Genomic DNA, 15,089 nt, shown 5'->3' on the forward strand with positions numbered 1-15,089 from the left:
AACGCCGCCACCTGGCGCGCCAGCCGGTCGGGATAGGAAATATCGTCGGCATCCATCCGGGCGATGAGGTCGCCGCGCGCAAGACCGATCGCCTCGTTCAGCGTCGCGATAAGGCCCCGGTTCTCCCGGCTCACAACCCGGATGCGGGCGTCCTCGGCGGCATGGGCCTCGATCCGTGCCAGCGTGTCATCCTTCGAGCCGTCATCGACCACGATCAGCTCGAAATCGCCGAAGCTCTGCGCGCGGATGCTGGCAATGGCCGCATCGATATGCGCCCCGGCATTATAGGCCGGCAGCAGGACAGACACGAGAGGGGTCGACACATTCTGATCCATTGACCGGCCCGGCCAGCCTCGGCCCGGAGGTCGGGCTTGGAGCCGGCATTTCAAGCATCCTGTTAGCAATAACCATGCCGCGCCGTACAGATGCCGGACGCTGTAAACACTGACCGATCCGCCCGGGTGAATTTGACAGGGGCGCCGGGTGATGCCAATTCTGCTAGCGCTAACAAAATGATAAGAATAATCAGGGGAGGAAGGGATGCCGCATCCCGCAACAGGGCCGCGCAGCCGGCCTGGCTGGCAGACTACGCTTCGCGCGGCCGGCGCCGCGCTCGGCCTTCTGGCGGGGGCTGCCTGTGCCGTTTCGGGCCCGAAAGCTGCCGCGCAAGAGGCAACCCTTGCCGCCGAAGCCGCCCGGGCAGGCCTGACCGGCGCAGACCGGGCCGATTACCTCATCGCCCGCATGACCACCGCCGAAAAGCTCGGCCAGCTCAACCAGATGGCCGGCGGGCGCCAGATCGCGCTCAATTCCCGCATCACCGAAGCCGAATACGACCGCGTTCGCGCCGGCGGGCTCGGCTCCTATCTGCATGTCGCCGGCGCCGGATTCCTGGGCGAGCTTCAACGCGTCGCGGTCGAGGAAAGCCGGCTCGGCATCCCCCTGCTCTTCGCCATGGATGTCGTCCATGGCTAACGCACGATCTTCCCCGTCCCCCTCGGCATCGCGGCGACCTTCGACACCGCCGACGCCGAACGCGCCAGCCGCATCGCCGCCATCGAGGCGACCAGCGCGGGCCTCCACTGGACCTTCGCCCCGATGATCGACATTGCCCGCGATGCCGAAGTCTAGATAAGCTAGTTTGCTGTTTTCCATTGCTAGTAAATTACCTGGATGGGGGTCTGCATGGAAAAAGCCGTGTTCTAGTAGTTGGTGTAGTGTACACTGGATACCAACTTCGACTAAATGACGCGCGTTTATACCTTGAGCATGAATGGATGATATATGAGTTAATTTAGTTCCTTGTATCCATTCCATCGTTAGTACACGACGGTTGGTATATTGCCAGTAAATTTTTGGTACATATACATCAGTGACATTACTATATAAACTGGCAAATTTTTCTGCGTTGTTACCTTCTTGAATATAGTCCATTTCTTCAAATAAACGGGCGCCGAATTCATCTAAGATGGCAACTAGGTTACTACGAATTTTATTAAAACGTTTTTCTATCCAGAGTGTTAACCCTCGCAGTATATACATATCTAATGCTATTTTTTCTGCTAGGTCGGGTCGCTGCACTTTTACAGCTACTGTTTCTCCAGTTTTTAGTTTGCCTCGATATACTTGCCCTAGGGATGCTGCTGCAACTGGTTCTAAAGTTAATTCTGCATATATTTCCTCTGGTGTGGCGCCTAGTTCTTCTAAAATAAATTGATGGGCTATTTCGGTAGGAAATGCTGGTAGTTCGTCTTGGAGTTTGGCTAGTTCATCAAGGTAAGCTGTTGGTAGTAAGTCGGGACGGGTAGATAATGCTTGACCGACTTTTATATAAGCTGTTCCTAGGTTTGTTAGGTGTTGTCGTAGTTTTATTGCTAGATAGTAGTGTCTTATGTGGGGTTTTAATCGTATTATTCTATACCACCACCATTGAGCGGCGAAGCTAATTATGGGAAGCAATATTTCTAGCCACCGTTTTATTACTCGTATTTTATTTGAATCAAATTTATGCGCTATTGCCTCTGGGTTATAGCGGAGTGGTTGTTCAGAAATTTGAATTTTTGTTTGGACGGGCTGATTTTTTACTTCCATAATTGTTTCTTCGTCTATAATTGATCCCCCCAACCCCCCTTAATAAGGGGGGCTAAGATTGGTTTTCTTTTTTGTTCTAAGATTTGTTTCCTTTCTTGTTCCAAGATTTGTTTCCTTTCTTGTTCCCCCCTTATTAAGGGGGGCTAGGGGGGATTAAAATCTTTAAATATTCTCTAATCGTCTTCGTCATCTTCATCACGTTTATTTCTGAACTTTCTATTTTCTCTCTCTTCCTCATCTTTGTTTGACTGACCCAATATACCTCCCATTGCGACTTCAGCTTTTTGCTTGATGCCATCAAAAAAATTAGTGTCGGTTTCTTGTCTTTCTTTCTCAGCCATTTTTTAGTTACCTCTAGTTGAAATTATCCGTTGTGTAGAGACGCTTCCTATCGCGTCTCTACATATTTTTTATTTGCGGGCTTTTAGGAACCAACGGGTGAACAATTTTTCTGCTTCAATCCACACAAATATGATGGCACTGAAGCCAACACATATCATTAACTCTGTGAATGTTAGATAATGGGTGCTGAAGAAGTTCCGTAATGGTTCAACGTAAATTAATAGCAGTTGCAGTACTGATGTAAATACTACTGAAAGCAGTATGAAAGGGTTGGAGAAAGGGTTAATTTCCGCAATCAAGCGAGTGTTTGAGCGAATAGCCAAGGCATGTCCCATTTGTGCTAAACACAAGGTCGTAAATACCATTGTTTTCCATCGGTCTGGGTCGAGTCCACCTTCTGTGTATGTCCTTGTGTAACCGTAAGCCCAGGACATCATTCCAATTGTTACCACTGCTAAAACGATTCCAATCCGAATCATGTATGAACCTAAACCCCGCGCAAAAATGCTTTCTTTAGGATTTTTGGGAGGTTGTTGCATCACAATTGGTCTACCAGGTTCAACTGCTAATGCTAATGCTGGTACTCCATCTGTTACTAAATTCATCCAAAGAATTTGCAGTGGTGATAATGGTACACCCCCTAACCCCATTAACGGCGCCGCTGCAATGGTTAATACTTCTCCAATATTACTTCCAAGAATATACCGAATGAAGCGACGAATGTTGATATAAACAACACGTCCCTCTTCTGTAGCTGCAACAATAGTTGAGAAGTTGTCATCCAATAGTACCATGTCACTGGCTTCTTTGCTGACATCGGTTCCTGTTATTCCCATTGCAACACCGATATCTGCTTGCTTCAGTGCGGGTGCATCATTGACTCCATCTCCTGTCATTGCTACTACATGACCGCGATGTTGGAGTGCTTGGACTATTTTTAGTTTGTGTTCTGGAGAAACACGCGCGTATACACTTACTCGGTCTACATGTTGTTCGAGTTGAGCCATGTCGAATTTCTCTAACTCGCGACCTGTAAGAACTTCGTCCTCTGGTCTAGCAATACCCAAGTCTTCAGCGACTGCTTTCGCTGTTAGTTGGTGGTCACCTGTAATCATTACTGGACGAATACCCGCACTTCGACAACGCGCGACCGCATCCCGCACTTCTGGACGGGGTGCATCGAGCATTCCTACTAACCCCAACCAAGTTAAACCATTTTCAGAAGTTTCTTCGGAACCTTCTGGTGGTAGTTCTTTTAATAGTTTGTTGGCAAATCCTAAAACTCTTAATCCTCGTCCAGCCATTTGGTTGTTTTGTTCCAAAATTTGTGAACGCTGTTGTGAAGTTAAAGGTTCTATTTCATGCCCAACTTGAATGTGGGTGCATCGCTCTAAGGTTAATTCAGGTGAACCCTTAGTAAACATTAAATAGTTCGTTGCATGTAGATGGAAAGCACTTATTCCGGCACCGGAACCTTCTGCTTCTACCATTACACTCATACGTTTGCGTTCTGAGGAAAATGGAAATTCTGCTACACGAGCAAATTTATTATCTTGTTCGTCTTTACGGAAACCTCCTTTACCTGCTACTGATAATAAGGCACCTTCTGTAGGGTCACCCAAAATTGACCAATCACCATTTTCTTTTTGTAAGATGGCATCATTACATAGCACGCAAGCCAGTAACAATGCTTGAAGTTCTGGATGTGCATGAGAAAGGTGTCTTTTATCTTGCCATTGAAATTCACCATTCGGTGTATATCCTTCCCCTGTAACACGTGCGGTATTACTATTGGTACAAACATTTTGCACCACCATTTTGTTTTGGGTTAAGGTTCCGGTTTTGTCAGAACAAATTGTAGTTACAGAACCAAGAGTTTCCACTGCTGGCAACTTGCGGATAAGCGCGTTCCGCTTCACCATGCGTTGCGTTCCGAGTGCAAGCGTCACTGTAATAACAGCAGGTAAACCTTCTGGTACTACTGCTACTGCCATACTCAAAGAAACTTTTACCAGTTCTTCAAACAAACTGGGATTATATATAGTACCACCCGCAATTACCAACACTACTAACACTAGGGCGCCTGTCACCAAAACATTACCTAGTTGGTTCATGCGTTTTTGCAATGGTGTAGGTTCAGACTCTACCGACTGCAAAGCACTAGCAATTTTTCCCAATTCGGTATGCATTCCCGTGCTTGTCACCAAAACAGTTGCTCGTCCCTGCACTACTTCTGTTCCAGAAAACACAAGATTAATGCGGTCTCCTAGAGGTGCATCTTCAGGTAGCTGTACTTCGGCTTGTTTGTTAACCGCGTGTGCTTCTCCCGTTAAAGCAGACTCTCGAACTTGCAAATTTGCAGCTTCCAATAATCGTCCATCAGCAGGAACTTTTACCCCTGCTTCAAGTAACATTACATCTCCTGGCACAAGTTCTTTCGATTCTACTTCTAGTGTTTTTCCGTCGCGAATCACTCGTACTTTGGAGGATGCTAGATTTTTGAGAGCTGCTAAAGCTTTTTCGGCGCCGCTTTCTTGGATGTAACCTAACACTCCATTTAGAATTACCACTACAAAAATAGCAACGGCATCTTTTGGAAATACAAACTTACCTTGAGTAACCGCTTCGCGTACATCCAAGACAGCAGAAATAACTGCTACAGCAATTAACATCAGTAACATGATGTTTTTAAACTGGTCCCAAAGGATTTCTGCGGGAGTACGTGTTCCGCTTTCTACCAGTTCATTCGAGCCATAGCGCTTGAAATATTCTCCAACTTTTGAGGTCGTTAAACCAAATGTGCGGTCGCTGCCTAACCGCTTGAGAGCTTTAACAACTTCTAAGGTATGCCAAGCAGACGTTTCGGTCGGTTGAGCAAACCCAGAGTCTGAAGCAGTAGAAGTCATAAAAATATTCTCTTCTAATTGAATAAGGAAGATGAAATCAGAAAGAAGGTATTAACACATGTAGCATAGGCATCCTGCCTGTGCTAGTCCCAGGCACCCGTGCTAGTCCCAAGCGCCTGTGCTATTTAATTTAGGTGGGTAAAAGATTGGCAACGGATGATGAGCGGATGTAACGGATAGGTTATTTTTTATAACTAGACTTTAATTGTAATCAATTGTTTATCCGTTATATTCACTTATCATCCGTAGCAAAACAATACCTTAAAGCTTGAAGACTTGCTTTTTCTCCGCCTTTACTTCTTTCTAGTACAAAATACCTCAATGTTATCAGCACTATAAATAAGTGCTACAAACATTTCTAATTTGCATTATTAGATATTACAATGAATCATAACTTAATAGTGTAATGTAAACATAAATAAACATAAATTTTCCGTGCTTAATTAGAATATTGATTTTGCAGTTCTATATTGTAAATTTAGGTATATATATTTACCGCATAGGCACAGAGATACAGAGGGAAGAGTAAGAGAGTATTTAAGTTAATTGGTTCCCAAGTTTATGTTATGGAAACAAATGGGAACCATTGGTTCCCAAATTTGTTCTCTCAGTGTTCAGGTAAATTTAAAACATTCCCATTCACCGTAGACGGTTTCAGTATTCAGCTTAATTTGACCAGCAGTTAATTCTATACCCTTTGAAGCTGCATAGGCGCCAAATGTTCGTAGAAAAAGTGGCATTGCTATTACACCTCCTGGTAGGCATCCAGCCAATAGCACAGAGGCGCCAGCCATCATAATAGATTGTATAAAAGCTTTTAATACTTCTTCGTTGATATTCTCGGTGCGCTCTATAACAACAGAAGCTCTTAAAGTTGTTTTTCTTGTTTCAACTATCGGCATTGGTAAAATGTTACCATCATTCATCACAACTCTAAACTCTGGCAAGCCGCCGATGCTTCCTAGTTCAACTATTTTAGTTGCCATTATTGTAGTTTGGTGATTGTTATTTATTTAGAATATCTATATGTTGTACCAATAAATACTTTTATCAAGTTTTCTTAACAAAATTTAGTTAAAAATTAAAGTATAGACATAATTCATGATTCTGTTGGCAAATAAGGCAGGACGGGAGCAAGTGGCACATAAAAACCGTAATAGCAGTCACGGATCAAAAAGAGCGTTGCGGCAGTATCGTAAGTCCTGTAAGGAATACAACCTAGCCCTAGTAATGATGGCAATAGCAATATATCCCCTAGTAAAAACATCTCCAAATTACTAGGGGATATGAATACTAACCCTCGTGCAGCGTGGCGAAAATAACTATCCAGCCAAAAAAGCTTAAAAGGCTTATAAAATAGACTGTCTTACCTACTGCCTTCTGACTTCTGACTTCTGCCTTCTGCCTTCTGACAAATTGCACTAGTAACGTAAATTTAGGTTGGGTCATAGTAGAACAATACAGAGATAACCCCAAAGAAAATCAGCATTTGTAATCCGTTCAACCAGTTACACCGTCCATCTTGGGATATTTGAGTCATAATCAGAACACTACCAATTAGTGCTGCGATTTGAGGAGGGGAGAAAAGAAAATCAACTGGTTTCCCTACTACACTAGAGGCAATGATTAAGGTTGGAATTACGAGTAATGCGATTTGAGAGGCAGCATTCATGCCAATTTCAAAGCTTAGGTCTACTTTACTTCTATATGCGACAATTACAGCACTCATTATGGCGCCCACATTACCAATTATCCCAATGACTATGGCGCCTACAAAAATCTCTGTCCAACCAAATCCAGCTGTAACAGAATCGACGCAATCCGCAACAAAATTAGACAAAAAAGCCATGAACACACTAGAAACAGCGAGTACACCAATAGAGAAAGAAACGCTCCAGGAAAGTGTACTATTTTCCTCCATTTCAAACGCTTCGCTTAAATTTGTGGCTTTTTGCGCTGGTTCTGAGTGCCTAAACCTGGCAAATGTATAAACTATACTACCTCCATAAGCCATGAGCAAAAATAAAGATAACCAAACAGAAACGTTCTTGATAACATCCCCAGCATTTATGGTTTCGCTAGAAAAGTCCACTGCATGAGCATAAATAGATGGCATCAGAATGGCTACAGCAGCTATCATTAATCCTGCTGCTGCGTCTTTGGCTCGCTCTAAAGGAAATGTCACTGTACCATAACGATAGCCACCAACCATTACAGCGGCGCCAACTGCAACTAACATATTACTAATAATGGCGCCTGTCCAAGCTGCTTTTGCTAATGGACCTAACCCTTTTGCGACAGCAATTAAGCCAAAAATTAGTTCTGGTAAATTACTGAAGGCAGCATTCATCATCCCACCCCAGACAGACCCAACTCTGGCAGCTAACTCTTCTGTTGCGTTACCTAACCAATAGGCAACAACAACCATTCCTAAACAAGATGTAAAAAATAGAACTATCTCCGAGTGAAATATCGGTAAATATGCTACGGCTAAACTTATTGGTAAGAAAATAGCTAACCAGTGAATACTAGGTCTAGCTAATGCGTGCTTAACTTCTTGTAGTTGCATAATTTTGATACTTGCTTATCCTGCCATGTCAGGGTGTAAAAAGAATGCTGTAGCTAGCATAAAATAAGTCATTAACAGTAGTATTCCCTCTAGCCAGTTCGAGCGACTGTTAGGTCTGACTGAGTTGGTCATTAGAACTGCGATACCCATTCCTAAGACTGTAAAGTTATCAAAATCAAGATTCATTGGTTTTCCTAGTGCTAAACCAGCAAAAACCAAAATCGGAGTTACAAACATTGCTATTTGTAAACTAGAACCTATTGCCACAGATGAGGCTAGATTAACTTTATTTTTTGCTCCACAAATACCACAGGTAATGATTTCTACTGCGGCGCCAAAAATAGGAAGTAAAATTACACCAGTAAATAGACTTGTCATACCAGTAGTAGCAATTGCTTCTCCTAAGCTATCTACCAGCACTTCTGAAACGAACACTAAAACAACTGTTGTCGCTAACAGTAATCCAATATGCAGTTTTAAGTTATACTTTTCGCCTCTCGCTTCACTACCATAGCTTTCTGGTTCTGCGTCTTCATCTAGTCCATAAAGATGACTATGAGTTTTCATTGAAAACAGCAGCATTAATAAGTAAGATGCCAACAGTAGTCCAGAGGCAATGTATGAAAACTCATTCGTAGTCTTGATGTGCAGGGCCATTGATGTAACTTCTATGGCTGTAGGCGCCAGTAAAAACACAACTACTAAATTCAGTAGCGAAGCATTAACGCGCGCAACAGTGCTTAGATGCTCATGGTTAACACGTGTAGACGAAGAACGACTACGCATTCCACCCAAAAACAAAGCAAAACCTAAACCTAATAGCAGATTGGCAATCATCGAACCCATTAAGCTTGCCTTCACCACATCTATTAACCCAGCATTGAGCGCAACAACTGAAACAATCATTTCAGTAGCATTACCGAAAGTTGCATTTAGCAAACCACCCAAAGCAGGGCCAATTTGACTAGCAATAGCTTCTGTAAAGTTGGCTGTCCATGCTGCTAAAGGAATAATTGCCAACCCAGCCGTTAAAAATACAATCTTGGGGCTAACATTTAAATGGTGTAAAATCAAGCAAATTGGAACAAATACCAGCATCCGCAATAAAAATGCATCCTTACGGGACATCGAAGCTGGTTTCGCAGATTTTTTTCTTGATGAAACTTTATTGAACTTTGTAGTTGACATCGCTTTGCCTTCATAACCTGATTACTAGTGATCTATTGTCATCCAATTTATTAGTATTTTTTTACCATAGAGACGGTAGAGACGCGATTAATCGCGTCTGTAAACAGAGAACAGAGCAAAATTGGCAACAGATTATTAACGGATGTAACGGATAGTTGATTTTAGACTGTAGGGTGCGTGACGCTACCAAAATTTTAAAACGAAGCGCAGTGCTGGTAGCGTCACGCACCCTACTTTTGTTTACAACCAATAACTTATTTATTACATCCGTTGCCAGCATTGATAGCAAAGTTAAATCAAAGCTATAATTGAAATACTACAAAATTTTTGAGAGAATCGTGAAAAGCTCTTTTCTCTCTTTCTCTCTGTCTCTGTGGTAAATTGGCGCGTGTTAGATAACAAACATGCACGCTAAGTAGCTGAATATATACTAGTGCAGTTTGGCTAAAATAACTAACCACTTGGAAAAGCACGCAATGCTTGTAAAATAAGATTTTTTTCTTTTGCCTTGTTGCACTAGCTGGATGTTATCAAACAGTAGCGACTCCGTGAACTTGAATATTAGAAGCGCCAAAGTTTTCTGGACCTTGCACTATCATTACAGAACATGGAGCGTAATGGCTAACATAGTTACTCACACTACCCAAAATCAGTTCGCTCATTCCTGAAAGTCCGCGTCGTCCAATAACAATTAGTCCAGCTTCCCAAGTTCGTGCGGTTTCACAGATAACATGTCCAGGTTTTCCTAAAGTTTGATAATATTCTGCCACTATTCCTGCTGCATTTGCTTCCTGAGTTAGAGACCTTAGTAAATCTAAACCTGGTTTCTCAAATTCCTCCCAATGTTTTTTGTTTTCTGGGGTATTAATTAAGTTCAAGATGCTTGGACTTTCGTTTTCATCGACTGATAGAACATGCAGCAATTTTAAGGATGCTCCTGTGACAAGGGCGAGATGAAGCGCTTCTGTAAAAACATGCTCGCTCATATGATCGGAGCGATGGAGCGCTACTAAAATTTTACGAAACATACAAGTCTCACAAAAGAAATTTATTCGATGTTTAAGATAAGCGGGGCGGGCAAGGATGCCCGCTCCACAAGATTAAACCAAGTTTGCAACTGGTTTTTCCTCATTCATAGTTCCAACCGTGTAGAAGCATTTTGTATTTGGCTCATATGCCCATGCTATTCCTTCGGGGTCTTGGGTCATGCTCCAATTAACAAAATCTTCTCTGGTGCGATAACTTGCTAATGTTTGGCTTGGTAATCCTAAGCGTTTTGCTAAGGAGTGTTGTTTTAGTTGCACACCCTTGTTAAAGAGGTTTTTTACTTCAAGGTTCATGTTGTCCAACTCAGATAAAATAGCGTTGGTTGAATGACCATTAGTTGAATGACCATTAGTTGAATGACCGTTGGTTGAATGACCGTTGGTCGAAGATACAGTGTCTTCTACTTCAGTTTTGAAATCCGAGGAAACTATTACTACTTCTGTTTCAAACTGTTGTGGTTCGAGCGTAATATGCTTCGGTTCTGTTTGATGGGTATTTTCATGCAGGCGCCGTTCTTCTTCTACAAGTTCGGCTGGATTGAGTCGATGTCCTAAAGGTGTAACTTCGCCAGGTCCTATAAGTGGACGTAAACCATTTAGTTCTGCCAAAATTGCAGTACCGTTGTTGATGACGACTGCCAAAATTGGGTCGAGGGCAAAGAAGATACCTGAGACTAATGCACCTAAATTGGGAATTGCCACAATTGCTGTGTTCTGCCAAATGATATCCATTGCTTGCCGCGCGCATTTAACTGCCATGATTAAACCGCGTAAATCATCTTCCATCAAAACAACATCAGCGGTTTCTCTCGCAATGTCGGTAGCACCAGCAAAGGATACAGATACATCGGCATAAGCTAAAGCAGCAGAGTCATTAATACCATCTCCACAGAATGCTACTGTCTTACCACTGTCATGGACTGCTTTAACAACTTCCACTTTCTTTTCAGGGAAAGCTTCTGCGGTTACGTTCTTAGGATGGATACCAAGATTATTTGCGATGGAATCAGCAACCCGTTGTACGTCACCTGTGAGCATATGAACTGTTATGCCCATTTCCTTGAGTTCTTGGATAACTTCTTTACTTTCTGGACGTGGTGGGTCACTGTAGCGAATTACGCCAAGTAGTTCACCGTCACCTGCAACGTAAACGAGCGATTGTCCACCTGCTTTTGCATCAGGATAACGAAGGTCATAAGCTTCTAAGTCAACATTTTCCTGCTTCATAAAGCGGGGACTACCGACAAGAATATTTATACCGTCAATTTTGGCAACGGCGCCTAAACCAACTTTATATTCCCACTCTTCACATTCTTTGAGTGCAACTCCCGTATCTTTAGCGTGGTGAACAATTGCTTCTGCGATTGGGTGTGTTAAACCTTTTTCTGCACTTGCAGCGTAGCATAAAATTTCTTCTTTGCTAAAGCTTGACATGACATCAATATCATTAACACCAGCGTGACCTATTGTTAATGTACCTGTCTTATCGCATACAACGGTGTCTATCTTCGCTAAGATTTCAATCGCACGACCACTGCGTATCAATACACCATTACGTGCTGCATAGGTTAGTACCGACAGAATTGTTGTTGGTACTGATACGCGGATACCTGTACCAAAGTCTAAGGTTAAAAGTGCAATCGCTCGTGCTAAGTTGCCACTGGCTAATCCTACACCTGTACCAATTAGTAAGGTTGGAATTACCATTTGGTTTGCTACTGATGCTGCATAGTTTTCTACACGAGTATCATGTACAGGCGCCGCTTGCATTAAGTTGACAATTACACCAGCACGTGTATTGTTACCAACTCGTTCAGCCAAAATAGTCAACGTGCCATCTACTAACAATGTAGATGCAAATACTTCTTCACCTATGGTGCGCGTTACAGGAACTGATTCACCAGTAAGTTTGCATTGGTCTAGAATACCTGTACCTTCAGTGATTACACCATCTACAGGAATTTGGTCACCAGGATAAACAATTACATGGTCACCAACAACTACTTGTTCGGTGGGAATTTCTACTACTTGCCCATCACGCAGTACAAATGCAGTTTTGCTCAAGCAATCTAATAAGTCTAAAGATGCTCGCTCACTGCCTCGTGCCGTCATATCACGAATCGCTTCACCACCTTCTACTAAACCCAACATAAATGATGGTGCAAAGAAGTGTCCTGTGGCTGTGTGTAATGCAATTGCTAAACCATCTAAGAAGTCAATTGTTAACTGACGTTCTTGCTGAATAGCTTCCCATGCTCGTTTAAATACTGGTATTGCACCAACAAATATAACCGCACCAACTAAAAACGGAGGAATAGGCGCCCCAGCCATGACTGCAAGCGAAAGTGCTAAACCTGCAACAGGGTATCCCAAGCGCTCAACAAAATCTACTTCGTTATTTGCTTTCTCATGACCCTCTGCGCTATGAACTGTTGGTGCCCATCCTACAGGAACTTCAGCGCTAGATGCTTGTTGAATTGCATCAAATAATTTTTCTTGAATCGTTGCGATTGCTAAAGCACTACACTCATGATTGTAATTAACAGTTAATGAGCTAGCTTGTGGATTAATTTGGGATTCAGTAACAAAATTCTGTTTGTCTAAAACATATTTAAGTTGATTTGCATATTCTTCGTCCCACGCAAGAATCGGAATGCGAATGCGAAACCGTCCCGGAATCCAATGAACTACTTCGTAATATACTGTTTCGACGTGGCTGGAGTATGTCTCAATAACTGTTCTTTCCAATGTTGCAGTAGTTTGAGGTGACATATGACTATCTATTCGCTCTTTGCGTGAATGGTTTGCATTTTTGTGAAAATTGCACAGCAGTAGCAACGTGCGTTTACTAGCCCGTAAAGGGCAAATGCGTGTGTAAATTTCTATTTGGTCTATTTGGAATTTTGTTGATTGCAACTTTTTCGGCATTCAGTTAATATAAGCTACCGAAATGCTTGACTTCTAAAATCTTAATAATTTCCTCTGAATCACTTATACCAAACTTTGGTAAATGGTATTCATCAAAAATATTTAGGTTGCTAATCAAGAGGAAAGTTTCTGCGATACACAGTTGCTATTAAGTTTAAACTGTTTACTGCGATTAAAATCATTCTACAATAAATTCTTAACAATAATCAGAAACTTTAGAAAAATAAATTACTTGAAGTTAGATGTATTTATATCGTTATCAAGTCCTGATTAATGCAGAAATGACCGTAGCGTTACTATTTCTACGAAAATTGGCTAATTAAGGTCAAGAAGTTCTGTTTAATGTAAGCTTCTACTTCTTTCGAGGTAAAGCTATAACCATATTCCCCGCCTAACTGTACAATTAACTTTACAAAACTGTCTCGGTCGGATGCACTTTTTAACCTTTTTAGCAAAGGCGGATTCTGCATCACCATCTGATGAAATTGCTTGATGTGTTTTGACATGTACTATCACACTTCCTTCATAACTAGAATACTACTCGAAAACCAATACCGCTTCCTCCGTGGTTTGCTTCATCCCAGTGTCGTTGTGCTGAACGGCATAAAGAAGGTAGGCAATACCAGGCGCCACCTCGCAAGAGACGGCGATTTTGACTTCCCCCCTCTTCCCAAACACTGCCATCACTGGTTGCTTCGTGATAATTATCGTGCCAAGGATCAGCACACCACTCCCATACATTGCCATGCATATCAACAAGCCCAAATGCATTCGCAATCTTATAACTACCTACGGGTATTGCTCGTTGACAATATTGACCCGGCGCCTCCAAGTTATATGTATAGTTACCATCATAATTTCCAAGGTTGGATGTAATTGTTTCGCCAAAGTGAAAAGGAGTTGAAGTCCCGGCGCGACAAGCGTATTCCCATTCAGCTTCGCTGGGAAGTCTGTAATTTCGTCCAGTAGCTTGAGTTAGCCTTGCACAAAATTCAACCGCATCATACCAGGACACTTGTTCTACAGGTTGATCATCACCTTTAACATTAGACGGGTCAGGATTAAGCGAACGATGAATAGTGGGCAAATTAGCAATTGCTCGCCATTGTGACTGGGTAATAGGAAATCTGCTCATGTAAAAAGGTTGGATTTTGACGAGATGTTGAGGATCTTCATGAATTTCTCGTCCTTGCTCCGTCTCAAGAGAACCCATCCAAAATTCACCAGGAGGCAATTCAACGATATCCAAACCGAAATTTTCCAGCTTTTCTTGGAAATAAGAAACTTTATTTTGATAACAATCAATTTGGTTTCCCCAAGCATCAACATTTATTACATCAATAGTCAATGTTTGCTTGTTGATTGTTAAAGCTGGTATAAGTTGAGACTCAACTAAGAAAACTGTCTCTATTGGAACTTTTGTTTCACAAACAGTTGGTGTTTGAGGTTGAAGTTGGGCAATAGTTAATTCTCTTTGATGTAACGTTGCTTGCAAATGGTCGCGCGTTTCCTTCACTTGTTCCAGTTCTGAGCGCAAGCGAATCAACTCTTGGTTTACTCGTCCTGACTGATGAAGTAGGTTTGCCTGATTTGATTCTCTTTGTTGCAATGTTGCTAGAAGCTGGTCATGCGTTTGATTTACTTTTTCTAGCAATAAGCGCAGGTGTGCAAGGTCTGATTCCCTCTGATTAAGGTTTATTTGGAATTGATCGCGCGAACTTTTGACTTGCTCTAACTCAGAACGAAGTTGGATTGTACTTTGCTCTGTATCTTTGAGTTTGAGTTGAAACTGTTGTATTTGTTCTCGATAAAATTTGATGCTTGCCCATAGTCCTTGTGACCATTCCAGCCGAGTCTGCTCTTTGAGCATAACTTCTGGTACTAACCCTACAACAAGGGAGTAGGGTTGAAGATTCCAACCACAAAGTGAACAATTATCAACTTTACCTACAACATATTTTGTTCGGCAAACAGGACATCGAGGCATAATGATTTCCTCTGAACCTGAACCAGTATTTG

11 protein-coding genes are annotated in these 15,089 nt (G+C 42.3%); all 11 read right to left on the reverse strand.

Going from position 1 to position 15,089, the window contains the following annotated elements; all coding sequences use genetic code 11:
* A partial coding sequence (locus AC2JBO_RS14295) for a glycosyltransferase family 2 protein (RefSeq protein ID WP_496954315.1) occupies positions 1-335 on the reverse strand: 335 nt, incomplete at its 3' end.
* Between the two features lie 190 nt (positions 336-525).
* A complete protein-coding gene (locus tag AC2JBO_RS14300; protein ID WP_496954316.1) occupies positions 526-2,091 on the reverse strand; it encodes an ABC1 kinase family protein in 1,566 nt (521 codons plus the stop codon).
* Positions 2,092-2,264: 173 nt separating this feature from the next.
* Entirely contained in the window at positions 2,265-2,432 is a 168-nt protein-coding gene (locus AC2JBO_RS14305; RefSeq protein ID WP_496954317.1) for a hypothetical protein, read from the reverse strand.
* 69 nt (positions 2,433-2,501) lie between these two features.
* Positions 2,502-5,339: a cation-translocating P-type ATPase gene (locus tag AC2JBO_RS14310; RefSeq protein ID WP_496954318.1), complete on the reverse strand. Its 2,838-nt coding sequence runs from the start codon at positions 5,337-5,339 to the stop codon at positions 2,502-2,504.
* Positions 5,340-5,953: 614 nt separating this feature from the next.
* Complete coding sequence (locus AC2JBO_RS14315; RefSeq protein ID WP_496954319.1) at positions 5,954-6,325, reverse strand: hypothetical protein; 372 nt, start codon at positions 6,323-6,325, stop codon at positions 5,954-5,956.
* A gap of 449 nt (positions 6,326-6,774) precedes the next feature.
* Positions 6,775-7,908, reverse strand: coding sequence for a calcium/proton exchanger (gene cax, locus AC2JBO_RS14320; protein WP_496954320.1), 1,134 nt, complete (start codon positions 7,906-7,908; stop codon positions 6,775-6,777).
* A 15-nt stretch (positions 7,909-7,923) separates the two neighbouring features.
* Positions 7,924-9,036 carry a calcium/proton exchanger gene (cax, locus tag AC2JBO_RS14325; protein ID WP_496954354.1) on the reverse strand — a complete coding sequence of 371 codons (1,113 nt, stop codon included), beginning with the start codon at positions 9,034-9,036 and terminating at the stop codon, positions 7,924-7,926.
* Between the two features lie 590 nt (positions 9,037-9,626).
* On the reverse strand, positions 9,627-10,124 hold the full coding sequence (locus AC2JBO_RS14330; protein WP_496954321.1) for a universal stress protein: 498 nt from the start codon (positions 10,122-10,124) through the stop codon (positions 9,627-9,629).
* A 72-nt stretch (positions 10,125-10,196) separates the two neighbouring features.
* The gene (locus tag AC2JBO_RS14335) at positions 10,197-12,914 is read right to left on the reverse strand and encodes a heavy metal translocating P-type ATPase (RefSeq protein ID WP_496954322.1); all 2,718 of its coding nucleotides are present in this window, start codon (positions 12,912-12,914) and stop codon (positions 10,197-10,199) included.
* A 458-nt stretch (positions 12,915-13,372) separates the two neighbouring features.
* On the reverse strand, positions 13,373-13,576 hold the full coding sequence (locus tag AC2JBO_RS14340; protein ID WP_496954323.1) for a Nif11-like leader peptide family natural product precursor: 204 nt from the start codon (positions 13,574-13,576) through the stop codon (positions 13,373-13,375).
* A 23-nt stretch (positions 13,577-13,599) separates the two neighbouring features.
* On the reverse strand, positions 13,600-15,057 hold the full coding sequence (locus AC2JBO_RS14345) for an SUMF1/EgtB/PvdO family nonheme iron enzyme (protein ID WP_496954324.1): 1,458 nt from the start codon (positions 15,055-15,057) through the stop codon (positions 13,600-13,602).
* Positions 15,058-15,089 lie beyond the last annotated feature (32 nt).

It is taken from the genome of Calothrix sp. CBUCES-K 9914 (assembly GCF_059640475.1).

Coding starts and splice junctions, on each gene's coding strand:
- AC2JBO_RS14315 (WP_496954319.1), bottom strand. CDS start 6,325: ATGGCAACTAAAATAGTTGAACTAGGAAGCATCGGCGGCTTGCCAGAG.
- AC2JBO_RS14310 (WP_496954318.1), bottom strand. CDS start 5,339: ATGACTTCTACTGCTTCAGACTCTGGGTTTGCTCAACCGACCGAAACG.
- cax (WP_496954320.1), bottom strand. CDS start 7,908: ATGCAACTACAAGAAGTTAAGCACGCATTAGCTAGACCTAGTATTCAC.
- AC2JBO_RS14305 (WP_496954317.1), bottom strand. CDS start 2,432: ATGGCTGAGAAAGAAAGACAAGAAACCGACACTAATTTTTTTGATGGC.
- cax (WP_496954354.1), bottom strand. CDS start 9,036: ATGTCCCGTAAGGATGCATTTTTATTGCGGATGCTGGTATTTGTTCCA.
- AC2JBO_RS14340 (WP_496954323.1), bottom strand. CDS start 13,576: ATGTCAAAACACATCAAGCAATTTCATCAGATGGTGATGCAGAATCCG.
- AC2JBO_RS14300 (WP_496954316.1), bottom strand. CDS start 2,091: ATGGAAGTAAAAAATCAGCCCGTCCAAACAAAAATTCAAATTTCTGAA.
- AC2JBO_RS14345 (WP_496954324.1), bottom strand. CDS start 15,057: ATGCCTCGATGTCCTGTTTGCCGAACAAAATATGTTGTAGGTAAAGTT.
- AC2JBO_RS14335 (WP_496954322.1), bottom strand. CDS start 12,914: ATGTCACCTCAAACTACTGCAACATTGGAAAGAACAGTTATTGAGACA.
- AC2JBO_RS14330 (WP_496954321.1), bottom strand. CDS start 10,124: ATGTTTCGTAAAATTTTAGTAGCGCTCCATCGCTCCGATCATATGAGC.